18 protein-coding genes are annotated in these 21,774 nt (G+C 47.0%); 10 read left to right on the forward strand and 8 right to left on the reverse strand.

The genetic code is table 11. The annotated features are described in order from the left end of the window. Positions 1 to 552: helix-turn-helix domain-containing protein (locus BGI33_RS08195; protein ID WP_144235408.1), on the reverse strand; the 552-nt coding region annotated here is incomplete at its 3' end. A 208-nt stretch (positions 553 to 760) separates the two neighbouring features. Here BGI33_RS08195 and BGI33_RS08200 point away from each other — a divergent pair. Further along, positions 761 to 1,078, forward strand: coding sequence for a ComEA family DNA-binding protein (locus tag BGI33_RS08200; protein ID WP_100090727.1), 318 nt, complete (start codon positions 761 to 763; stop codon positions 1,076 to 1,078). A 21-nt stretch (positions 1,079 to 1,099) separates the two neighbouring features. Here the strand turns inward: BGI33_RS08200 and BGI33_RS08205 are convergent, their stop codons facing one another. Further along, a complete protein-coding gene (locus BGI33_RS08205) occupies positions 1,100 to 1,987 on the reverse strand; it encodes a LysR family transcriptional regulator (protein WP_100090728.1) in 888 nt (295 codons plus the stop codon). A 233-nt stretch (positions 1,988 to 2,220) separates the two neighbouring features. Between BGI33_RS08205 and BGI33_RS08210 the strand changes: the two genes are divergently transcribed. From BGI33_RS08210 to BGI33_RS08240, 7 genes are all read left to right on the forward strand, one after another. Continuing rightward, positions 2,221 to 3,585, forward strand: a complete 1,365-nt coding sequence (locus BGI33_RS08210; RefSeq protein WP_100090729.1) for a CitMHS family transporter — start codon at positions 2,221 to 2,223, stop codon at positions 3,583 to 3,585. Positions 3,586 to 3,630: 45 nt separating this feature from the next. Then, on the forward strand, positions 3,631 to 4,968 hold the full coding sequence (locus BGI33_RS08215; RefSeq protein ID WP_100090730.1) for an acyclic terpene utilization AtuA family protein: 1,338 nt from the start codon (positions 3,631 to 3,633) through the stop codon (positions 4,966 to 4,968). A gap of 2 nt (positions 4,969 to 4,970) precedes the next feature. Next, positions 4,971 to 5,273: an AtuA-related protein gene (locus BGI33_RS08220; RefSeq protein ID WP_100090731.1), complete on the forward strand. Its 303-nt coding sequence runs from the start codon at positions 4,971 to 4,973 to the stop codon at positions 5,271 to 5,273. A 129-nt stretch (positions 5,274 to 5,402) separates the two neighbouring features. Continuing rightward, positions 5,403 to 6,056 carry an acetate CoA-transferase subunit alpha gene (gene atoD, locus BGI33_RS08225; RefSeq protein WP_100090732.1) on the forward strand — a complete coding sequence of 218 codons (654 nt, stop codon included), beginning with the start codon at positions 5,403 to 5,405 and terminating at the stop codon, positions 6,054 to 6,056. A gap of 13 nt (positions 6,057 to 6,069) precedes the next feature. After that, positions 6,070 to 6,735 (forward strand): 3-oxoacid CoA-transferase subunit B, encoded by a 666-nt coding sequence (locus tag BGI33_RS08230; RefSeq protein ID WP_100090733.1) that lies wholly within the window; start codon positions 6,070 to 6,072, stop codon positions 6,733 to 6,735. 30 nt (positions 6,736 to 6,765) lie between these two features. Then, positions 6,766 to 7,947: an acetyl-CoA C-acetyltransferase gene (locus tag BGI33_RS08235; protein WP_100090734.1), complete on the forward strand. Its 1,182-nt coding sequence runs from the start codon at positions 6,766 to 6,768 to the stop codon at positions 7,945 to 7,947. Between the two features lie 309 nt (positions 7,948 to 8,256). After that, positions 8,257 to 8,544, forward strand: a complete 288-nt coding sequence (locus BGI33_RS08240; protein WP_100090735.1) for a hypothetical protein — start codon at positions 8,257 to 8,259, stop codon at positions 8,542 to 8,544. A gap of 445 nt (positions 8,545 to 8,989) precedes the next feature. On the opposite strand, the gene BGI33_RS08245 is transcribed toward BGI33_RS08240, so the two are convergent. After that, positions 8,990 to 9,373 carry an MAPEG family protein gene (locus BGI33_RS08245; protein ID WP_100090736.1) on the reverse strand — a complete coding sequence of 128 codons (384 nt, stop codon included), beginning with the start codon at positions 9,371 to 9,373 and terminating at the stop codon, positions 8,990 to 8,992. Positions 9,374 to 9,615: 242 nt separating this feature from the next. Here BGI33_RS08245 and BGI33_RS08250 point away from each other — a divergent pair, with 242 nt between their 5' ends. Both BGI33_RS08250 and BGI33_RS08255 read left to right on the forward strand, forming a co-directional pair. Beyond that, a complete protein-coding gene (locus BGI33_RS08250) occupies positions 9,616 to 10,791 on the forward strand; it encodes a phosphoglycerate kinase (protein WP_100090737.1) in 1,176 nt (391 codons plus the stop codon). 611 nt (positions 10,792 to 11,402) lie between these two features. Then, positions 11,403 to 11,906 (forward strand): Spy/CpxP family protein refolding chaperone, encoded by a 504-nt coding sequence (locus BGI33_RS08255; protein WP_100090738.1) that lies wholly within the window; start codon positions 11,403 to 11,405, stop codon positions 11,904 to 11,906. Positions 11,907 to 12,210: 304 nt separating this feature from the next. Here BGI33_RS08255 and BGI33_RS13185 read toward each other — a convergent pair whose 3' ends face one another. The 5 genes from BGI33_RS13185 to recC all read right to left on the reverse strand — a co-directional run bounded on the left by BGI33_RS13185 (position 12,211) and on the right by recC (position 21,603). Beyond that, positions 12,211 to 12,372 (reverse strand): hypothetical protein, encoded by a 162-nt coding sequence (locus tag BGI33_RS13185; protein WP_180297069.1) that lies wholly within the window; start codon positions 12,370 to 12,372, stop codon positions 12,211 to 12,213. Between the two features lie 323 nt (positions 12,373 to 12,695). Beyond that, positions 12,696 to 14,012: a DUF445 domain-containing protein gene (locus BGI33_RS08260; protein WP_100090739.1), complete on the reverse strand. Its 1,317-nt coding sequence runs from the start codon at positions 14,010 to 14,012 to the stop codon at positions 12,696 to 12,698. Positions 14,013 to 14,297: 285 nt separating this feature from the next. Further along, positions 14,298 to 14,699, reverse strand: coding sequence for a hypothetical protein (locus BGI33_RS08265; protein ID WP_100090740.1), 402 nt, complete (start codon positions 14,697 to 14,699; stop codon positions 14,298 to 14,300). A gap of 53 nt (positions 14,700 to 14,752) precedes the next feature. Beyond that, positions 14,753 to 18,379, reverse strand: coding sequence for an exodeoxyribonuclease V subunit beta (recB, locus tag BGI33_RS08270; protein ID WP_100090741.1), 3,627 nt, complete (start codon positions 18,377 to 18,379; stop codon positions 14,753 to 14,755). Further along, positions 18,376 to 21,603: an exodeoxyribonuclease V subunit gamma gene (gene recC, locus BGI33_RS08275; RefSeq protein WP_100090742.1), complete on the reverse strand. Its 3,228-nt coding sequence runs from the start codon at positions 21,601 to 21,603 to the stop codon at positions 18,376 to 18,378. The genes recB and recC overlap by 4 nt, the downstream gene beginning before the upstream one ends. Positions 21,604 to 21,774 lie beyond the last annotated feature (171 nt).

Here is a 21,774-nt window from a genome sequence, read left to right on the forward strand (position 1 = left end):
TTGGTATATTTTCCCAATCCCTTTAATATGACCAACATAATATGTATCTTGTGCGCATAAGTATCCAGGATGCTGGGTCTCAATTTCACCCTGTGCCTCTCGCGCTGCTTTCGCTTTCTCTAAAGCCTGTAGCTGGCTTTCTGTTAACACAAGCCCTTCCTGAGCTACTTTTGTTTCCAGAGCGATCAGTCTTTTTTTGAAGCTTTCTAAATCGTGGCGTAACCAGATTGAACGTACACCACTGCCAGAGACCATTATTCCTTGCAGACGTAGCTGATTAGCAACCCGATGTTGGCCATAAGCAGGAAATTCATAAGCCATATTAACGACAGCCTGCTCAATATGAGGTTCTACGCGATTTTTCTCTATAGGTTTTTTGCGACTTATTTCCTGAAGAGCTAATTCTCCGCCCTGTTCATAGAGTTTTTTGAAGCGATAATAGCTGTCGCGACTATACCCCAAGACTTTACAGGCTTGCTGAACGTTACCTAACTGTTTAGCGAGTTCTAAAAGTCCTAATTTAGGTTTAATTATTTTTGCAGATTGATTCATTACTGACACTCCATTGTTGGTTTAAAATACACTAAATGTCAGATTAAATAAAGACTACTACAGCTTATACTGGTTGTGGATAGTTGGATATTTTCGATAATGAAAATAATAATTGCATAAGTATTGTTTATGTTTTATGCTTTTGGCAAATTTTAAGTGTAGCTATTTGTTGCTGAAACGCTTCAATCAGGTTTGACAGGAGATAGAGATGCAGAAAATTTTTATGATTATGGTATTGCTGTTTGGCATGGCCCCAGTTTGGGCCGCTGTGAATATTAATACTGCATCAACGCAACAGTTGCAATCATTACCGCATATCGGTGTAGTCAAGGCTCAGGCAATTGTTGATTATCGCAATACACATGGTTCTTTCCATTCTACAGAAGAGATTATGCGCGTAAAGGGCATTGGTAAAGCAACTTATGAAAAGTTGCAAAATGATATCAGTGTTAGCGGTGTAACAGTAAAGCCTACTGCATCAACTTCTAAACATCGTCGTGCATTACCAGCCACTGTTGCCAGATAATGGCCTGTGCTATGCTGGTTGTTAATTGCTAAAAATGTTGGCTTTGATGTGATGATAAAAGTTCTCTGCCTGTGCTGACAATTTGCGCTTTTTATGTTTAATTAGGTAGATAGAGCGCTCCAGATTCATGTCTGTAACATCTTTAATCACTAGATTCTTGTGCTCAAATTGAAATAGTGTCAGTCTGGGCACAAGACCGATGCCGTAGTTGGCTGCTACCAATCCCATCATGGTAGTGAGCTGACTAACTTCTACTACATAGTTAATTCCAAATAAATCAACAATTTTATCTACATAATGACGGATGCTGGTACCTTTGGTAAAGCCTATCATGTCATATTCAAGTAAATCTTTTAATTCAATGTTTTTTTTGCTGGCCAATGGGTGATTGATATGACATATGAGATGAAATTTATCTGAAAAAAGAAATTCAGAAGAAATTTCGGTCAAGGAAGGGGATTTTGCGGTTAAGGCGAGCTCTGCATGTCCTTGCAATAAGGCTTGCAGACACCGGTCCCATTGAGTGTCGAGTAATTCAACTTTGATATTGTTATGCTGGTGATGAAAAGTCGCTAAAAGTTGTGAAACCCATTGTACGACGATGGACGGCATAACAGCCACAACTAACTTTTCCTGGTGATTGTTTGCATGCGAACGTATTTCTTTGGTGGTACGTTCGTAGGCGAACATAAGTTCGCGTGCCAGTTTAATGAAGTGAATACCGTTTTCATTTAATTGAACTTTACGCGTATCCCGGTCAAACAGGCGATAGCCGATTTCCTGTTCTAGATTGGCAATGAGGCTGCTGAATGCAGGCTGAGACAGATGAATCTTTTGAGCTGCCCGGGTGAAATTGTCTTCCTCTACCAGGGCCAGAAAAGCTTTTATCTGTTTAATCGATATATTCATATAGCATTTATTGCCAATATTTTAATCCATACTATTATTCACAATAGCATATTTATTGTAAAGACAATTTGAGTTTTATCAAGTTTTTATGGATTGTTAGATTAATTGGTTTTGCTTATTAATCCATCTTTATTATCGATTAGACAGGCAGGGGCGTTATGGTGAGAATGCTGGGGCTTTCTTAGATATTTATTTTTTTCTTTATTTATAACGACCCAAAAAGGGGGGCATTTATGCTTGCATTAATAGGCATATTGACTATTGCTACTCTGCTTTTTTGTATTATGAGTAAGCGACTTTCTCCGATAGTCTCTTTGATTATTATTCCTATTCTGGGTGCTATAGTTGCACTTTATATCGTACCTGTTTTTCAAGGTAGTGTTGAGGCTTTACCGGCTTATTCAACTATTCCTAAGATGGCAGTTAAGGGGATCTCTAAGCTTGCGCCGATGGCTGCGATGTTTGTGTTTGCCATCATTTTCTTTGGTGTGGTCAGCGATGCGGGGATGTTTGATCCGATTATTGCCAAGATACTGAAAGTGGTAGGAACCAGTCCGAAGAAGATTATTATTGGTACTGGTGTTCTGGCGTTGATTGCACATCTGGATGGCAATGGTGCGGTCACTTTTCTGATTACTGTACCGGCAATGATTCCATTGTATGACAAACTGGGCATTGATAAGAGAATTCTGGCTGGTATTACTGCACTTAGTGCTGGGGTGAATTTTTTACCGTGGACAGGCCCGATGATTCGTGCCGCTTCAGCGTTGGACGTATCTACACATGATTTATTTACTCCACTGATTCCAGCGCAGATTACTGGTCTGGCGTTTATGGTTTTCATGGGATGGTATTGGGGACGTAAGGAAGAAAAACGTCTGGGGCTAGTTGGTGGTGCTGGTGGTGTCGTTGGTACTGATGAGAAGTCTGAAGTTGTGACTCATTTTAAACCGAAAGCGCTGACTGAAGAAGAGTTGAAATTACGTCGTCCGCATTTATTCTGGCCGAATCTTATTCTGGTGATTATAGTCATTTCTCTGATGGTATCAACCAAAATAGCACCAACTATTATTTTTATGGTTGCCTGCTGTATCGCTCTCACTTTGAATTATCGTAAACCGGCTGAACAATCTGCACGTATCAATGCCCATGCTAAAGGTGCGTTGATGATGGCTACAATTTTGTTTGCTGCTGGGGTATTTACCGGCATTATGAGTGAATCAGGCATGCTGAAAGCAATGGCCGTTTCGACTGGTGAATTTGTACCGGATGGTTTGGCCTCACATATCCCTTTTATTGTCAGTCTGATTGCAATGCCATTAAGTCTGATCTTTGATCCTGATTCTTATTATTTTGGCATTATGCCAGTGGTGGCAAATATTGGTGGATTCCCACCAATTCAGGTTGCACAGGCTTCTCTATTAGGTCAAATGACGACAGGTTTCCCGGTGAGCCCGCTTACACCTGCAACTTTTCTGTTGTGCAGTCTGAGTGGGGTGGATTTGGCCGATCATCAGAAATTTAGTATTCCAGTTTTGTGGGCAGCATCTATTGTTATGGCGATTGGAGCCATACTGACAGGGGTGTTCCCGTTGTAAGAATGCAGTCGGTTTTTCTTTAATTGCAATAATAAGGTGTATTTTATGAAAAAAATCAGGATTGGTTGTGGTGCCGGATATGGTGGTGACCGGATTGAACCGGCAGTTGAGCTGGCTCAAAAGGGAAATATTCAGTATCTGGTATTTGAATGTCTGGCAGAGCGGACGATTGCGATTGGCCAGCGGCAGAAAAAACACAATCCGGAAGCAGGCTTTAATGAATTGTTGGCAGCGCGTATGCAGGCGGTATTGCCGGCCTGTCTGGAAAAGGGTATCAAAATTGTTACCAATATGGGCTCGGCCAATCCGCGTGCGGCTGCTAAGGTAACTGCTGATATCGCTCGTTCACTGGGTGCTAAAAATCTGAAAATTGCCATTATCGAGGGTGATGATGTTTATGAACAGGTAATACAGCAGGATTTGCCGCTGGATGAGTTACAAAAACCGGTGTCGCAATGTGGTAAGAAAATTGTTTCTGCCAATGCTTATATTGGTGCAGAACCTATGGTTGAGGCATTGAATAATGGTGCTGACATTGTGATTGCCGGCCGTGTTTCTGACCCATCTTTGTTCCTGTCAATCATGATGCATGAGTTCAAATGGGGTGCAGAGGATTGGGTTCATCTGGGTAAGGGTACTATCCTCGGGCATTTGCTTGAATGTGCCGGCCAGATTACTGGTGGTTATTTTGCTGATCCGGGCTATCGTGATGTGCCTGATTTGGCACGTTTGGGCTTTCCGATTGCTGAAATCAGTGCCGATGGTGATGCAGTGATTACTAAGGTTGAAGGTTCTGGCGGTATGGTGACTCCTGATACCTGCAAGCAACAGATGCTGTATGAAATTCATCGCCCGGATGAATATAAAACACCAGATGTGATTGCTGATTTCTCTAATATTACTTTCACTCAGGAAGGTAAAGATCGTGTTGCGGTTACTGGCGGTACTGGTCGCGCTCGTCCTGAAACACTGAAAGTATCAGTAGGCTATGAAGATGGCTTTATTGGTGAAGGGGAAATGAGTTATGCCGGTCCGGGCGCAGTAGAACGTGGCAAACTGGCTCTGGATATTGTTAAAGAACGCTTTGCCATTTCAGGTGTTACACCACAGGAAGTGCGCTATGACCTGATTGGGGTTAATTCTTTGCATGGTGCCACTTTATCCTGCAACAGCCAGCCTTATGAAGTGCGTGTCCGTGTTGCTGGCCGTTTTGCTACTAAAGCCGAAGCTGCTGTTGTTGGTAATGAGGTGGAAACTTTGTATACCAATGGGCCGGCTGGTGGCGGCGGTGCCATGAAATCTGTTAAGGAAATTGTAGCGATGGACTCAACTTACATTTCCCGCGATCTGGTTAAAACTAATATTGACTATCTGGAGGTTTGATAATGAAGTTACGTGAAATTGCACATTCCCGTACAGGTGATAAGGGTAATACCTCAAATATTTCGGTAATTGCTTATCAACCTGAAGACTATGAGCGTCTCAGAACGGCAGTAACGGCAGAAAAAGTAAAAGCATTTTTTGCGGATATTGTGACCGGTGATGTGGTGCGTTACGAATTGCCGAATATCGGTGCGCTGAATTTTGTGATGTATGGTGCTTTGGGTGGCGGGGTAACCCGTACGCTGGCTCATGATATGCATGGCAAAGGATTAAGTGCAGCGATTCTGGATATGGACATTGAGTAATTGCTGAACTGCCGGCAGTGCTTTTCTGGTACTGCCGGCAGGCAATGCAATATGCCCTGATGTGCTCGTTGACTGGATAGGTGGTTACTTATTCTGTTCGGTTTTTTGTTTATCTCAGGTTAGAAGAGTATGAAAACGAAACAGCTCAGTTTGGCAGATGTGAAAAATCATCTGTGGGATGGCATGACTATTATGTTTGGCGGTTTTATGGGAGTTGGTACGCCCGCCAAACTAGTACAGGCAATTCTGGATGCAGGGGTTAAAGATTTAACGATTATTGGCAATGATACTGCGTTTGTAGAAACCGGTGTGGGCCCATTGATTACGCATAATCGAGTTAAAAAAGTTATTACTTCACATATTGGTACTAATCCGGAAACCGGTAAGAAAATGATTGCTGGTGAGATTGAGGTGGAACTGGTGCCACAGGGAACATTGGCGGAACGGATTCGTGCGGCTGGTGCTGGTTTGGGTGGAGTGCTAACGCCAACTGGATTGGGTACGGTTGTTGAGGAAGGTAAACAGAAAATTGCCGTGAACGGACGGGAATTTTTGCTTGAGTTGCCGTTGCACGCTGATCTGGCCATTGTGGAGGCAAAAACGGCAGATAAGCTGGGTAATCTGGTGTATGAACTGTCGGCGCAGAATTTTAATCCGCTGGTGGCATTGGCTGCGAAAACAGTGATTGTAGAAGCTAATAATGTGGTTGAAGTAGGCGAAATTACGCCAGATGCAGCCGTTACACCAGCAGCACTGGTTGATTATATTATTTATCCGGAATAGGGGAAGAATCACCATGAATGCAAAAGAATTAATCGCACGCAGAATTGCGATGGAATTTAATGATGGGGATGTGGTGAATCTGGGCATTGGTTTGCCTACTCAGGTGGCCAATTATGTGCCGGAAGATATTCATATTACCCTACAGTCTGAAAATGGTTTTCTAGGGTTGGCGGCGCTCAATCCGGATGCGGCCAATCCTAATCTGGTGAATGCCGGCGGGCAGCCGTGCGGGATTGCTGCTGGCGGCTGTACTTTTGATAGTGCGTTTTCATTTGCTCTGATCCGTGGTGGTCATATTGATGCGTGTGTGCTGGGCGGCCTGGAAGTTGATCAGGAAGCCAACCTGGCGAACTGGATGGTGCCGGGCAAAATGGTGCCGGGTATGGGCGGCGCAATGGATTTGGTTACTGGTTCACGCCGGGTAATTATCGGTATGGAGCACTGTACCAAACATGGTGAATCCAAAATACTGAAGCAGTGCACGCTGCCGCTGACGGCAAAAAACAAGGTTAATCTGATTGTCACTGAACTGGCGGTGTTTGCCTTTGCTGACGGACAACTGGTTTTGCAGGAACATGCACCGGGTGTTGACCTGGATACGATTAGAGCTAAAACGCAGGCTGAGTTTGTAGTGGCTGAAGATTTCCGTGAAATGGTAATCAGTCAGCGTGGTTTGTAAACCAGGAAACAATTAGGTTGAGGAGTGAGTATGGAAAGTGCAGTTATTGTCAGTGCGGCGCGTACGCCGGTAGGCAGTTTTAATGGTTCATTGGCCAGTGTGGGTACCGTAGACTTGGGCAAGCTGGTGATTGCAGAAGCAATCAGCCGCGCCGGTGTTGAGGGTATTCTAGTTGATGAAGTGATGATGGGCAATGTGTTGCAGGCAGGTCTGGGGCAGAATCCAGCACGGCAGGCGGCGCTGGCGGCTGGGCTGGCTGATACAGTGCCAGCTTATACAGTCAATAAGGTATGTGGTTCTGGATTGAAAACGGTGGCACTGGCAGCGCAGGCCATTGCTGCCAGAGATGCTGAAGTTGTGGTGGCTGGTGGTATGGAAAATATGAGCCGGGCACCGTATCTGCTTGATAGCCGTGCACGCTGGGGCTATCGCATGGGCAATCAACAGGTTATTGATACTATGGTACATGATGGGTTGACTTGTGCTACCAATCATTATCATATGGGGATTACGGCAGAAAATATTGCGCAGAAATACCAGATTAGCCGTCAGGAGCAGGATGAGCTGGCTTTGCGTTCGCAGCAACTGGCCGCACAGGCAGTGGCTGCCGGTGTGTTTGATGCCGAAATTGTGCCGGTGACGATTAAGTCGCGCAAAGGTGATGTTGTGTTTGCGCGTGATGAATATCCACGTGCTGAAGCAACAGCTGAGGCGCTGGCCAAATTAAAGCCGGCTTTTAGTACCGATGGTACGGTTACTGCGGGTAATTCTTCCGGTATTAATGATGGTGCTGCCGCTGTGGTGGTCATGTCTGAAAGCAAAGCCAAAGAACAGGGATTGCAACCTTTGGCGCGTATTCGCAGCTATGCCAGTGCTGGTGTAAGCCCGGCACTGATGGGGCTGGGGCCGGTACCGGCTACGCAAAAAGCATTACAGAAAGCTGGCCTGACTTTGGCGGATATTGATCTGATTGAAGCAAATGAAGCTTTTGCTGCCCAGTTCCTCGGAGTAGGCCGTGAGCTGCACTTTGATATGGATAAAACCAATGTTCATGGCGGGGCGATTGCCATCGGCCATCCGATTGGTGCCAGTGGCACGCGCATTCTGGTGAGTCTGCTGTATAGTATGCAGGCCAGAGATGCGCAGCTTGGTTTGGCTACGCTGTGTATCGGCGGTGGTCAGGGCATTGCTATGATTGTTGAACGGATGTAATGCTGTAGATTCAATGTGATGCTGGATTAATAGCAGACCATATAACACAAGTGTTATATGGTCTGTTTTTGTATCTGGATGAGCGTCAGCTAACTATTTACCAGTTGGAAAATTTAGTTGGTAAGGGCTATTTTTTGTTGGCTATCATTTGTGGGATATTAGCTTCACTCATGTTATGAGTTTAGTTGGTTAAGGAATATTTAGATTTATTATCCATATAGTTACAGGTTAAAATCCAGTGGAAGGGGCTGTTCAAAAATCTATGCTGCTATGAAATATTGATTGTTGTTTTTTGAGGAGATAACACAAATGAAATTTCTAGTACTTACTACAGCGTTAGTTATTTTATCTTTTACAAGTCAGTTTTCGGAAGCCAGGTCAAACATACAAACAGATGATGCTATTAAGCAAAAAATAATTGATGCATCAATACAGCAGTATCCTAGTGTTTGTGCTTGTCCCTACAACACTGCCAGAAATGGTAGTTCTTGTGGAAAAAGAAGCGCATGGAGTAGACCGGGTGGATATTCGCCTATTTGCTATAAAAATGAAGTAACTCCTGAAATGGTTGATGCATGGAAAAAATCAAATCAATAATTATGTGTGATAAGAGCCAATCTGTATCAGATTTTGTGTAAATAGTTTTTCTATAAATAAATCTGACGCGATTATCGAAATTAATCATAAACCCATTCATAGCCGATCTCTAGCTATGAATGGGCATTGTCTGTTATTACGAATAATTTATATGTATGGCATTCAGAATAAAATACTTTTTTGCCCACTTAGATAAATGGTAGTGTTTAATCAGCTATTTATACTCAAAGTAAATGTTGCCAGTATGCATGCTGGTCATTAACAGGCCGGCACTTCATTTGTCGCAGGTAAGGCTGTGACAGATTATTCAGTTCTAGCCAAGTTTAACCTTATCTCGAAGACAGCAACCGGTTTGTGTGGACCGAACATAAATTATCTTCCTAATAGCTGAAAAGCCTGTAGCGTACCTCTGCCGACCATTTTTTATATCAGCCGGTATTTATATTCAGATGGCGGCGATATATAGGGCGATGATACACAAAACGCCAAATCCCCAGATGCAGGAGCGGGCAAAGGATTTGTCGTTGATATAGCAGTAAAAATAACCCAGACGACTAAGGATAAATAGGACGCTCCAGAAATTGATGGTGAACTGGGCAGCATTTTCGGTTACATGGGCTATAATGACAGCGGCAGCGAATGGGGCAAAAATTTCATAACCATTTTGCTGAGCAGCATTAGCGCGTGCAGCTTTGCCGTCAGCTTTAGCCAGAAATTCACGTGGCTGATGATTGTCGTCGGAGCCAAAACCACCACTTTTTTTAGCATAGGAAGCGGCAATCCACGGCAGGAGCATAGCAATTAAAACACACCAGTAAGCAAGAGTCATATATTTTTCCTATTTGTGTTGTGGTTGTGTTGAGATAAGTTATAAATATAGATGGGTGGAAATCATAACGATCTTGTTTCTGACTTTACCCTATGAGTAAATTATAAGATAATTTAAAGTTTTTCAAGTTTTTTGTGGTTTATAACTATTTTATCTGTTTGATGCGCTGATAATGTGGTCATCTAGCAAGTATGGGGCAGTATGGCGATTTTGTTGGCGTTTTTCGTTTCAGGAACTCTACCATGTTGTTTAAAAAGTTGGCTGATCAGGATGTGTCTGGTAAGACTGTCGTGATTCGGGTGGACATGAATGTGCCTATTAAAGATGGTGTCATTATTGATGATACGCGCATTCGTGCTTCGTTGGCCTCAATTCGTTATTGTTTACAGCAGGGCGCAGCGGTGGTGGTGCTGACGCATTTGGGGCGGCCGAAAGCGGGTGCGCCCAAACCGGAAGACAGTGTAGCGCCGTTAGCTCAACGTCTAGGAGAATTGCTGGGGCAGCGTGTTAGGGTAATGGAAGACTGGCGTGAGCATAAACCGCAATTGCAAGCAGCTGAGGTGGTGATGCTGCCTAATGTGCGCTTGAATATCGGCGAAAAAGAAAATGACCATGCTCTGGCTGCTGCTTATGCGGCCTTGGGTGATGTGTATGTTAATGATGCTTTTGGTACGGCGCATCGTGCTGAAGCTTCCACCGCAGCCGTGGCTGCTGCGGCACCATTAGCCTGTGCTGGCATGCTGCTAACAGCAGAATTGGAAGCGTTGACTCATGCGGTGCAGAATCCGCAGGCGCCGGTAGTGGCTATTGTGGGGGGCAGTAAAGTTTCTACTAAGCTGACTATTCTGGAAAGTCTGGCAGATAAGGTTGACCATTTAATTGTTGGTGGCGGAATTGCTAATACATTTTTGCTAGCACAAGGTCTGCCTATTGGGCAGTCCCTGGCTGAAACTGATCTGGTGGAAAATGCACGGCAGATTATGGCCAAAATAGCGGCCAAGGGCGGCAATATTCCTTTACCAACTGATGTGGTGGTAGCCAAACGTTTTGCTGCGGATGCGCCTGCTGAAATCAAAAATGTAGCGGATGTGGCCGCGGATGATATGATTCTGGATATTGGCCCGCAATCGGCGCAAAGGCTGGCACATATGATGAAAACAGCCAAAACCATTGTATGGAATGGGCCGGTAGGGGTATTTGAGTTTGCTTCATTTGCGCAGGGTACTAAGGTGCTGGCCGAGGCAATTGCGCAGAGTGATGCTTATTCGATTGCCGGTGGTGGGGATACGCTGGCGGCTATTGCTCAGTTTGGTGTTACTGACGACATCAGTTATATCAGTACTGGAGGCGGGGCGTTTCTGGAATTTCTTGAAGGTAAGACTTTGCCGGCCGTAGCAGCGTTAACTGCTCGTGCCTAATCCTTAACAAAATTTGCTGGCATTATTGTGGTGTCATTGATTCTGGCGAAATCGCTATATATAGCGATTTCGCTTTTTTCTTACCTGTTAGTCTGGGTTTGAATGAACTAGCAGACGAGATGAGTGCGCTTTGTGGTTAAAATTTTATTTTGATATAAATGATGTAATCAGGGATTAATTTTTCTGCATAAGTTTAATCATTATCAGCTATATCTGTATTTATTCTGCTGCTAAGTGGTTTGGCACTTGGCTATGGCGGGATTAGGTTGTTGACGCTGTTAATCTGGGCATGGATGCTTAGGGGCTGACTTACTGGATACGAATAATGGCATCTGCGTAAGGAGGATATCAAAACCGTTAAGGATTATGTGGTGATTTCTGCCGCAAGTATCAATCACATGTGATTGCTTATGTGTTACCGGATAAAAAGTAAATCTGGCTGGCAGGATAAAGACAAATATCTTTTAGGGGACTATTTTGTTTTCTGAAGAAATGAAATAGGGTTGTTTACTAATTTATTGCATTTATATTCCTGTTTTTACATTGGTTTATGGAATACTGATAGACAACGATGTAATGTATCGTTTACTGAAATAACAAGGAGTTGTGTTATGAAAACTATTACCAGTGTAGTAACGCTTGCTGCTTTGTCTTCTATGAATATGGGTGCTTTTGCCGCTGTCACAACAACAGCACAACCGACTGCGGTAATGACTGAAACGGTAGTGGTACAGGAACAGACGCCGGTTCATGGTCTAGTAAATCCTCATTCAATTTTACCGCAGTTAAATTTGAGTACTCAGCAGAAGGCGCTGGTGCAGAAAATTGACCATCAATATGCTAGTCGGCGTCCGCTTATGAGTAATGAAAATCGCCAGACTTTGGCTAATCTGCGTCAGGAACGCAAAAATCTAGTACTGAGCAAGTTGTTTGATGATGCTAGAGCTAAAAATATGATTGCGCAAGAACAGCATATCTGGGCACAACAGCAACAGGCACGTGCAGACTATGATTTTTTACAACTTAAACGTGAACATGATATCTATCAGATTCTGACGCCAAAACAGCAACAGCAGTACTGGCGTTTGCGCCAGCAGCAGAAACTGATGTACTAAGATTACAGTAATTTTCTGTTTCTGTAGGTTGAATTTGTCATTTCTAACCCCGGCAGCCGGGGTTTTTGTTTGCACTGGCAGCGAATACGAGACCTTATCAGAAACGTATCTGTGCCCTTGCCCACACAGGGTATGGCCTCATTCATTAACTCGGTATTCTTGTATTGAGTATGTGTCGAAATCGTAGGCAGATGTGTTTACTTTTTCAGCATAGGTTTTGTTAAAGACATTGTCGATGTCAATTTACACTAGTGTATTTTTGTTGGCTTTCCAGGCTACATTTAAGGCCAGTGTGCCAAAGGCGCTATTTTGGCCTAAATCTATGCGCCGGCGATATTATCCTGATTTCTAGCATAGCGGTGCTGGCGAGTACAAACTGGTCGTTTGCGGTAATCAGCAGGCGCGAACCACCAAGGCCACGCAGCAGGGGATCGCCAGAAATATCACCCTTGCGGATAACGCTCATTCTCGCAATGGATTTAAGTAAATCAACGCCGTCAGAGACTAAAAAGCGGCTTTTGGGTCAATTACGTCGAAACTCGGTGTATTCTGCTTCGAGGCAACAATGACAACCGGCCTTAATTCAGCTGTGTGGTCTTCAGAAATGGCTGCCTGTGCTTGAGCGGTGTTAGAAAGGCACAACTAGGCAAGGAAGACGAGACAGCAGTCACGATAATGTATGGGAAGTGCCTGAACGAATGGGATAATGTGATTTATTATATATTAATTAATAAAAACAAATATTTAAATAGTTTGTATGGGTGGGTCAAATAATACTGACAGGCCTGTTCAGGTCGTTAGCCACTGAGAGAGAATATAAATAATCAGACCGATGCAGCCGCCTACCAGTGTGCCGTTGATGCGGATAAACTGTAAATCGCGGCCAACACTCAGTTCGAGTTTATCGACCATCTGTTTGCTGTCCCAGCTTTTCACTTTATCAGCGATAAACTGGCTGACGCGATTTTTGTATTGGCGGATGGTAAACCGTGCACACAGGGTAATGCGGGTATCCAGCCGGCGCATAAATTGCGGATATTGGCTGGCCTGTTGCTGCATATGGGCACACAGGCGTGTGAGTTGTTGTTGCCACCACGAGTTGCTCTGGCTGGTGTCATATTCACTCCAGCCAACAAAACTATCCCATAAATCCATGATGCTTTGCTGCAATGCGGCTGAATGCAGCATTTGCTCCCGTCCGGCCGCAAGACGCTGGTGCCAGTGCGGGTTGCGGCGTAACTGGCGTTCGGTGACCAAAAGTTGTTTGCGACAGGCACGCCAGAAAGCATGTTGCGGATTGGCCAGTACAGCATCTATATAGGAGTCTGCCCAGTTGAGTGCTTTGCTGGCTACCCAGTCGTCAATCTGGGCAGTAAGGGTAGTTTTCAGTGATGCTTTGAGCTTATCCCATGTATTGGGGTCGGTTTTTTCGATTTTACCCACCCATGACAGCAGGCTTTTTTCAAGCTGGTCACGTGTTTGCTCATTTTGCAGCCACTGGCGCACTTGCAGTAACAGGGTGCGTAACAGTAATGTGTCGATACCCTGTTTATGAATTAACACTAAGATATTGGCCAGCGTCCTGCCCAGACGGGCGCCGCTGTACTGATGGTTGAGAAGCTGGCTACAGAATCTGGCGACATCCCTGGCGGTGGCGGTACGCAATAGCAGTGGAATCTGGCGGATGAGAACAGGTAACCATTGTTGCTGGTTGTGCGGGTCAACCAGCCATTGCAGTGCTTTGCTGGCTGGATGCAGGCGATAGACACGGCTGGCAATGGCTTTATCCTGCAAGAAATTATTTTCGATAAAGCGCCCGAGTTCATCGGCAATTTTGTCCTGCTTTTGCGGCAGAATGGCCGTATGTGGAATAGGCAGGCCTAGCGGGTGGCGAAACAGTGCGCTTACTGCAAACCAATCAGCCAGCGCACCCACCATTGCTGCTTCGGCAAAGGCTTTCAGATAGGCCAGTGCCGGATATTGTTTTTGCCACAGGCAGCTTATGACAAATAGTACACAGGCTGTTAGCAGCAGACTGGTCGCCAGTAAGCGCATCCGGCGCAAACGCTGGCGTTGCTGAAAGCTGATAACGGTGGCGGTGGACATGGTAATCGGTTTGGTTCAGCCAGGAGTAAATGTATCAGTACCTGAGCTTAGCGGCTAATTGCGATTCATGCTGGCCTGATTTCCTGAATTTTACGACACGATGAGAATATAAATATTAATATCAATACCTGATTTTCAATTGTATTTGTGCCATAAGAAAGTAGCCAGACATATACATTTATGTGAGAGAAAATAGACGGGGGCAGAGTCTACAGCTATTCCTTTAGCCAGATACTTATGGCACCGGCTGCGGTGATGCGGTTATTTCAGACAGTACGAAATAATTCAGACAGGTGTCTGCGAGGTATGGCGTTTATATTGCCACCATTTGAACGCATAGCCGCCAATCACCGGAATCAGGGCATAAATAATCAGTGCTGGCCAGCTACCATACCAGTGTACCAGTTTGGTGATGCTGCTATCACTATTGAAAATAATTTCGGCTGAGCAGTGATAAATGGCACGCCACCAGCACATAACCAGTAAACCCAGAAACAGCGGCCAGATGTTGCGGGTACGACCACGCTGCCACAATAGGAAAAACACCAGTGCCCACACCAGCGTTAGGGTAGTTACCAGTAAACCTGTATCAGTAGGCAGTTGCAGATAGCGGCAGATGATAAAGGTGATAGCGACCCAGATGCCGGCGAGTACGGCCATGATAAATTCTTCGGGTTTGTTTAGCATGCTGTTGCTTCCTTAGCGAAAATGCGGCAATGACTGTCAATATACCGCAGCTATTATGCTTTGTCATGTTCTACCAGCCACGGCATCAGGCTGCTGGTGTCTATGTCCCATTTCCAGATACCATGCTGGTTGTGCGGATTGAGGCCGCGCAGAAAAAGATAACGTACGCTGATGCTGGCCGGCAGTTGCTGGTGGCTGTGCAGGAAACGTGCACAGGCAATGCTGTAAATCAGTGCCTGAAGGTAATAGTGATGTTTGGCAATGGCCGCATCCATGTTTTCCTGTGCATAGTCGGCCAGACGATTGCCCAGATGGTTGGATTTGTAATCAATCACATATACCTGTCCGTGAATGTCTTCGCCCAAAAGGTCGATGGCGCCGTTGATAAAGCCGTTAACGGTGGCAAAATCCAGCTCCTGTACTGCCTGAATGCAACACGCCGGCAGCCCGGAGGCACGGGCAAACCACTGTTGTAAATCTGCGATATTGAAATCGGCAACATGCAGCATGAAGTTCATTTCTGCCACCCGTTGCTGCACTGGCAGGGTGGCGATGGTGGTGTGTGCTGACAGCGGACACTGGCGCACAGCATCGGTGAGTGCCTGCATGGTGCTGCCATGCTCGCTGTCAAAACCGTAACGCACCAGACAGTCCAGTATATGCGCCTGTTCAGCCGCACTGGCTGGCTGGCTGAATTCAGTCTGCTCCAGTATGGCATGCAGACACAGACCGGCGTTAATACCGCGTTCGAATGCCAGTAGGGCAGTTTCGGCTTCAGTGCTGGTATTTAATGGCTGTATTTGCACTTCGGCCAGATCCAGTGCCGGTGCCAGTTTTTCTTCTTCGAGGCTCTGTTCCTGATGACGGTAATCATGCCGGCTCAGGCTGGTAAAGCTGGTATAGCGTACGGCGTGAAACGGGCGTGCAGTCAGAGTTAAGGCACGATAAGGCTGTTCGGGAGCATTCTGGGTATGGATGCTGGTGGGCGCTACGCTGCCCTCACACCAGTGAAACAGTGACGGGCTGCTATTGGCCAGACAGGTTTGCCATGCTGCGCGCAGGGTACTGGGCAGATGTTTTTTATGGGTTTGCTGCCAGAATAGCTGTGATTCTTCCAGCGTACCTTCTGGCTGGCCATCCAGCAGCCACGCCATGGGATTGGTAGCGGTGCTGTTGCAGGCGGCCGTGTACAGAACCAGTTGTTCGCGCGCACGGGTAAAGGCTACATAATACAGGCGCAGGCTCTCGGCCATGCTTTCGCGTGCCAGCTCTTCACGGTCGCTATCGCTGAGCAGGTCATTGGCAATCAGTTCGACATTATCCTGCTGGTGCAGGCGTTGCCAGCGCTCCTGATTTTTAACGGCCTGTTTGCCGTCCCATGCAAATGGACAGAATACCACCGGATATTCCAGCCCCTTGGACGCGTGCATGGTTACAATTTTCACCAGTGCTTCGTCACTTTCCAGCCGCAGCAGGTAGTTTTCATTGGCCGGACGCTCATTGCTGATGGCGCTGGCTAGCCAGCCCAGCAGGGCATTGGCGGTAGGCAGCGTTTGTTCAGCATCGGCCAGTAGCTCGGCCAGTTGCCACAGATTGGTCAGGCTGCGTTCATTGCGCTGGCTGAGCAGTCTGGTTTCCATGCCGGTCTGGCTGGTAAACCACTGTATGGCGGTATAAATGCCATACTGCTGCCATTGCTCACGTGTTTGCAGTGCTAGCTGAATCCATTCGCTCAGCGTATTTTCATTCTGGTTCAGTTCTGCCAGTTGCGCCGCTGTCCAGCCAAACAGCACACCGCCAAGGATAAAACGCAGGGTTTCGGTACGCTGTGGTTGCAGCCAGAAGCGTAACAGTGCCATCACAGCCTGTGCTTCAGTACTGGCAAAAACCGACTGGTTGCCAAGAGAGACACTCATAATGCCACAGCGTTTCAGCGCACTGGCAATCATGCTGCCTTCATTGTGTGAGTGCACCAGTACAGCAATATCACCGGCCTGTAATGGCCGATTACCCAGTTGCAGTTCGCCGCGCATACCCTGATTAATCATGTCCGCGATTTCATAAGCACAACATTCGGCAGCACGTACCCGCAGGCTGTCCTTGTTGGGGATAATTTCTTCGTCTTTGTCGTTAACCTCAATCTGCTCAGGCAGCCAGCGCACCACCACCGCCGGCACGACAGTGCTGTTTTGGCTGGTATGCAGACGGTTATCTGCTGCTTGTGCCTGTACCGGTGGATAATCAATGCCTTCGAGAATGAATGGCCGCTGCTTGCCACTGAATAAATGGCCAATTGCCTGTACCAGCGCCTGATGACTGCGGTAATTGGTGGTGAGAGTATAGCGCTGCTGTGGTGGGGTATCGGCGGCGGCACGCAGATAGGCGTGAATGTCGGCGCCGCGAAAGCGATAAATGGCCTGTTTCGGGTCGCCCACCATGATGAGCGGTCGGTTCTGTGCGGCAAACGCGGTTTTGAAAATCCGATATTGTAGCGGGTCGGTGTCCTGACATTCATCTACTAACGCAATCTGCCAGGTTTGTGCCAGCGCAGCGGCCAGAGTTTCTGCCATCGGATTATCCGCAGACAGCGCCATGCCTACATCAGCGAGTAAATCATCATAACTGCGCTGGTGACTATTACGCCGGTGTTCTTGTAAACACTGGCGCACATGGTTAAAGCAGTCTAGCTGTAATTGCAGCACTACGCTGTTTTCTGCTGCCTGCATGGCGCTGGCTGTGTCTGCCAGCTCGGCCAGCAAAGCAACTTTAGCTACCAGCTCATTATTGAGAATTTGATTTTTTTTGGTTTTTTCGTGTAATTGAGCTGCGGCCAGTTTGGCACATCTTTCCAGTGTAGTTGCTGAAAAGGTCTGATAGCTGGCAGTGTTGTCCACAGCCTGTTGCAGTTCGCAGAAAAGTTGCTGATAGCTTTTTTGGACGTAAGATTTACCATTGAGTTGCGGATATAACTGCCAGAATGCATCCTGAATACTGCTGAAATGGGTACAGACTGTTTGCCATGCTTGCTGCCAGTTGTCATTAATGGCCGCCATGTCTACAGCAGGTGGCTGGCGTAGCTGTAAATCAGCCACGCCGCAATGCCTCCCCATTTCCTGCATAAGTCGGGCAGGGGTGAGTTTATTTGCTACAGCCAGCGTAGCCATGCGGCTGTTATTGCTTACCTGCCGGCGCCAGAAATCTTCAGCAAAGCGGCACAACAGTTCCGGGTCGGTATCTATGGTTTCAGTATCAAATGGTGTCTGGCACAAAAAGGCATAATCAGTGAGTACACGCTGGCAGAATCCATGAATAGTATAGACGGCGGCTCGGTCAAACTGGGTAATCGCTGCCTGTAGGCGCAGCATCAAGCTACTGTCGTCATCCTGAGCGCGCGCACTGTCAATCAACTGTTGCAGTACCGGGTCGTTTTGTTCCGGTGGCAGATTATTTTGCAGCAAGGCCAGTGCCTGATTCAGGCGGGTACGCAGACGGGTTTTCAGCTCTGCCGTAGCCGCCTTGGTAAAGGTTACGACTAGAATGGCATCAACCGGCAGACGTTCCAGCAATACCAGCCGCGCAAACAGGGCGGCAATGTTGAAAGTTTTGCCAGTACCGGCAGATGCTTCAATCAGGCTCGTGCCGTGTAAAGGCATGGTAATCGGGTTTAAGGCTTGGCTCATTGTTCTTTATCAGCGGTTTCCAGCGTCACCATCAGCGGCAGCAGTAATTCTTCAATCAGTTGCCAGAACAGGGGGCTGTCAATTGGCAGCTCTGCATCGCGGCCAAATACCTGAGCTACTTCAGGATAATCGGCCTGCGGTTTACCGTTGTGGCTGTCCATATAGACTTTAAAGGCTGCGCTGCGTTCTTCGGCGCCATGCCCGGGTTCGCAGTTTTTCTTTTGTCGGCGTTTATACCAGGAGCGGGCTGCGCTGAGGCTGGTTTTTGGAAAAAACGGCAGTGGCCGGCTTTGCCCCAGCTGGTAATATTCCAGCCATAAAGCCAGTTGTGCCTGAGCATCCAGCCGGCTCAGTGCTGCCAGCTTACGCGGCTTGGCTGGATAAAGCTCGTATGTATCCTGTGCACACTCAGCTTCGGCTGCACAGAAGAGTAAATGGCGCAGGTATAATTCAATATTATCCGGTGCAGTGGGCGCTTGACAGCGTTCAAGCAGTTGGCCGCACTGGTGTAGATGGCAGATGTTACCACTTAGCTGTAGCTGCTGATGATTAAAGACAAAAGTAATATCGGCCACGGCCGGGCTAAACAATATTTCGCTATCCAGAGCCAGCGTCTGCGTGCGTAGCGTCTGGCTGACAATCACACCCAGCTCACCTTCCGGTATTAGCCCGCTGACAGCCAGCGCTGCATCTACATCGGTAAAATCCAGATGCTGCTGGCGTGCGCGGGTGTAGGCAGTATAGATTAGCGCACTGTTTTCAATAGCAAATGGTTCCGCTGCACTAACCGGTGTTTCCTGATACGGTGCCTGCCATTGTAACTGTTGCTGGAGCCAGTGGCGTACCGGATTGCGCCAGAAACGGATGAAAGATTCAATATCAATTTCCTGATTATTTTCTTCCGGTTCAATAGTCGCTGCATAGAAAGGTGTAGGTGGAACGATTTCCTGATTTAGCGCATCGGCATAATCATGGCGACAGCTAGCTAAATCACCATTGAAATAGCGATAGGAAAAAGGCTGTAACGGATGCTGGATGATATGCTGCTGATTAAACTCCAGTGGATTGCAGCCGGTCATGGCTGCCAGTACATCGGTAAGTTCATATAGCAAAGCAGAAGGTGCCAGTTCTTCATTTTTGCGGATATCTTTACCGACATAGGATAGATACAGTTTTTCGCGTGCGCTCAGAATGGATTCCAGAAACAGATAGTGGTCGTCATTGCGGCGGGCACGGTCGCCACGGCGCGGATGCTGGGCAATTAAATCGAAAGCAGCCGATTTGGTGGTGCGCGGAAACTCGCCATCATTCAGACCCAGCAGGCAGATACAGCGAAAGGGCAGACTGCGCATCGGCACCATACTGCAAAAAGTAATGCCGCCACGGAGAAATCCGGCCTGACGAGTGCTGGATAGATGATTCTGTAAATGCTCAATGGCAATAACCGGTTCAATAGGCAGCTCAAACTGTGCCAGTGCTGCCTGTGCCTGCCAGTCGGCCAAACTGGTCTCCAGTTGCTGCATGGCATTACCGGCCAGAGAGTCTTCATCGGCCAAATCTCGCAGTAACTGCCGAGTACGCGTAATCCATTCTGTAATGGTGGCTGCATTCTGCCAGCGCGTATGATGCTCAATCAGGCAATCAATTAACTGTTGTGCACGTGCCAGAATTTCTGTCTGGCCAATATCGCCGAACCACGGAAGCTGTTGCTGCCACAGTGCAGTGTGTTTATTGTCTGGCAGCAGCCAGCCCAGTACTGTACGCTCACGTGCCTGCTGCCAGGTAAAATGTTTACCCTGACCACCATATTCATGGCGCATATCTGCATTTACACCCCAGCGTACCCCCTGTTCACGCCAGACACGGTTTATCAGTGCCACATCGCTGTCGTTTAAATCGAAGCGTGCACGCAGGGCGGATTCGTCTAGCAGGGGTTGCACCGTTTCGATATCAAAGCGGCTCTGCATCAGTTGCAGCAGTTTTTCCAGCAATTGCAATAAAGGTTCTTGCAGACTGATTTTAACGTCGGCTATGTTGTAAGGCAGGGCAGGTGTATTGCCCTGATTCTGGCCGAATACGGCATGGATAAACGGCAGATATGGCTCAATATGTGGTGTGAGTACAGCAATGTCCTGTGGCTGCCAGCCCGGATGTGCCGCCAGATCCTGAAGTAGCTGTTCTTTCAGAATTTGCAGCTCACGCAAACGTGAATGTGCGGCAACAATCTGGATGGAGCTATCATAGGCCTGTCGCTGGTAGGGTGGTTCAGTCTGTTTCGGATGCTGCAGACACTGAATATCATTTTGCAGCCGATGCAGCAGACTATCAGCTACTTCACCGCATTCAGCGTACACGGACGGCATATGTATCACTTCACCCAAATCATTGAGTGCATCAAAAAAATCCCGTCCCTGTTTGCCCAAGCTGGCCAGTAAAGGATGGCCAACCACGCTCAGATCAGCTTCCTGATTATGTAGCAGTAAATCGGCAGAAAGCACATTGCCCCAGTATTCCGCACATGGATTAACTGCAAATACATGCACATCAGTATGTTGTGCCATTGCCTGAAATGCTTGCAGATAAACCGGTGCCAGTGTGGCAATTCCGAATACAAAAATTCGTTGCGGCAGGTGTTCTGCACTAAGCTGCGCCAGAAAGTTCTGCATCAGGCCAGCGCGATGGGGAGAATCTGTTTCATTACTCAGCCAGTGCCATAATTCTGCTTGCCAGCCTTCGTCTTCACCCAGGTGAGCAGACTCACCGGCTTGCCAAATATTTATCCAATCATTGCGATAGATTAAATATTGGTCAAACATATCAGCAAGTTTTCCGGCTAAATGGTAAGGTGCCTGTATACTGCTATCAAGGTATGATTGCAGTGCTCTGGCAGTCTGGCATAATTGCGGCTGCTGAAACGCTGCACTGCGAAATAAAGCCAGCAGGCGCCAGCGCAGCACTTCCGACTGAAATGGATTAAGTTTCGGCGTCTCTGGCAATACTTGATGGGTTAATTGCCAAATATAACCGGCAGGCAGACTAAAATGCAGATTGGCGGCAATGCCGTGCTCCTGTGCCAGATAATGGTTCAGATAGCGGCGCATACCCTGACTCTGTACCACGATTTCCGTGGCCGTCCATGCCGATTGCGGTGAAGTATGCTGATATACGCTGGCAAACAGAGCAGCTAAATCAGCTAATTGATTGGATTGATAAACATACAGCATAACAGCATCCGCCACCGGTTAAGGTTGTTATTATAGCCGTACCGAAGTAGTTTGCGTTTGACACTGAACAGGATTTTGCGCCTTTGGGCGGATTTCTTGTACAGACACAAAAGCGCATGCTTGGATGTTGAATGGAAAGATTTTTTTAATTAAAAAAAGTTAATGCTGGTC

The organism is Snodgrassella alvi (assembly GCF_002777425.1).
GTDB classification, from domain to species: domain Bacteria; phylum Pseudomonadota; class Gammaproteobacteria; order Burkholderiales; family Neisseriaceae; genus Snodgrassella; species Snodgrassella alvi_B.

What these genes read in the sequence shown, in the direction of transcription:
- BGI33_RS08250 (WP_100090737.1), top strand. Translation starts at nt 9,616, where the DNA reads ATGTTGTTTAAAAAGTTGGCTGATCAGGATGTGTCTGGTAAGACTGTC.
- BGI33_RS08210 (WP_100090729.1), top strand. Translation starts at nt 2,221, where the DNA reads ATGCTTGCATTAATAGGCATATTGACTATTGCTACTCTGCTTTTTTGT.
- BGI33_RS08220 (WP_100090731.1), top strand. Translation starts at nt 4,971, where the DNA reads ATGAAGTTACGTGAAATTGCACATTCCCGTACAGGTGATAAGGGTAAT.
- BGI33_RS08205 (WP_100090728.1), bottom strand. Translation starts at nt 1,987, where the DNA reads ATGAATATATCGATTAAACAGATAAAAGCTTTTCTGGCCCTGGTAGAG.
- BGI33_RS08235 (WP_100090734.1), top strand. Translation starts at nt 6,766, where the DNA reads ATGGAAAGTGCAGTTATTGTCAGTGCGGCGCGTACGCCGGTAGGCAGT.
- BGI33_RS08240 (WP_100090735.1), top strand. Translation starts at nt 8,257, where the DNA reads ATGAAATTTCTAGTACTTACTACAGCGTTAGTTATTTTATCTTTTACA.
- BGI33_RS08200 (WP_100090727.1), top strand. Translation starts at nt 761, where the DNA reads ATGCAGAAAATTTTTATGATTATGGTATTGCTGTTTGGCATGGCCCCA.
- BGI33_RS08260 (WP_100090739.1), bottom strand. Translation starts at nt 14,012, where the DNA reads ATGTCCACCGCCACCGTTATCAGCTTTCAGCAACGCCAGCGTTTGCGC.
- BGI33_RS08265 (WP_100090740.1), bottom strand. Translation starts at nt 14,699, where the DNA reads ATGCTAAACAAACCCGAAGAATTTATCATGGCCGTACTCGCCGGCATC.
- BGI33_RS08230 (WP_100090733.1), top strand. Translation starts at nt 6,070, where the DNA reads ATGAATGCAAAAGAATTAATCGCACGCAGAATTGCGATGGAATTTAAT.
- BGI33_RS08245 (WP_100090736.1), bottom strand. Translation starts at nt 9,373, where the DNA reads ATGACTCTTGCTTACTGGTGTGTTTTAATTGCTATGCTCCTGCCGTGG.
- BGI33_RS13185 (WP_180297069.1), bottom strand. Translation starts at nt 12,372, where the DNA reads ATGAGCGTTATCCGCAAGGGTGATATTTCTGGCGATCCCCTGCTGCGT.
- BGI33_RS08255 (WP_100090738.1), top strand. Translation starts at nt 11,403, where the DNA reads ATGAAAACTATTACCAGTGTAGTAACGCTTGCTGCTTTGTCTTCTATG.
- recC (WP_100090742.1), bottom strand. Translation starts at nt 21,603, where the DNA reads ATGCTGTATGTTTATCAATCCAATCAATTAGCTGATTTAGCTGCTCTG.
- atoD (WP_100090732.1), top strand. Translation starts at nt 5,403, where the DNA reads ATGAAAACGAAACAGCTCAGTTTGGCAGATGTGAAAAATCATCTGTGG.
- BGI33_RS08215 (WP_100090730.1), top strand. Translation starts at nt 3,631, where the DNA reads ATGAAAAAAATCAGGATTGGTTGTGGTGCCGGATATGGTGGTGACCGG.
- recB (WP_100090741.1), bottom strand. Translation starts at nt 18,379, where the DNA reads ATGAGCCAAGCCTTAAACCCGATTACCATGCCTTTACACGGCACGAGC.